The following is a 673-nucleotide window of genomic DNA, read 5'->3' as shown; positions in this document are numbered from 1 at the left end:
ATCATTGGTGAGTTCACGACGTCTATTTCTCCTAGTTTGTCTGATGAAATCAGCCCACAAGGCGATGGCAGTTTCTTAATTGAAGGCAGCACCAATATCCGCGATATCAACAAAGGTTTGAAATGGGATTTACCTACCGATGGCCCTAGAACCTTGAATGGTCTGATTTTGGAACACCTAGAAGATATTCCAGAGAGTCATTTAAGTGTCCGTGTCGCGGGCCACCCAATGGAAATTGTTGAAATCGAAGAAAACCGAATCAAGCTAGTTCGAGTCTATCCGAAGAAGAAAAAATCAACGTCCAAATAACCAAAAGAAAAGCCTGACTCATGTCAGGCTTTTTGTTTTGTGTTGCCGTTCCAAAAGAACTTAGTCTACGCGCAGCTCTTTTAGCATTGATTCTGGCAAAGCCAACTCGTCGTTTTTATTAACAGACACACCTGCGGCTAGAATGTTCTTGGCAATTTGCTGTGCTTCTTCTAAAGAATGCATCGCTGCAGTACCACACTGGTACTCATTTAGCTCAGGGATTTTGTTCTGGCTTTCCACTTTTAGCACATCTTCCATAGAAGCAAGCCATGCGTCTGCGACTTGCTGTTCAGAAGGCGTACCAATGAGACTCATGTAAAAACCAGTGCGACATCCCATCGGTGAGATATCAATGATTTCCACA

Annotated in this window: 2 protein-coding genes; one reads left to right on the top strand and one right to left on the bottom strand. The window is 43.4% G+C overall.

Annotated features, from left to right (window positions below; all coding sequences use genetic code 11):
• The coding region (locus R7Q46_RS27485) for a transporter associated domain-containing protein (protein WP_318078320.1) at positions 1-309 on the top strand (309 nt) is incomplete at its 5' end.
• 60 nt (positions 310-369) lie between these two features.
• Here R7Q46_RS27485 and R7Q46_RS27480 read toward each other — a convergent pair.
• On the bottom strand, positions 370-673 hold a 304-nt coding region (locus R7Q46_RS27480; protein WP_318078319.1), incomplete at its 5' end, for an S-ribosylhomocysteine lyase.

It is taken from the genome of Vibrio sp. 811 (assembly GCF_033339195.1).
This window is presented reverse-complemented; position numbering and strand designations above follow the sequence as displayed.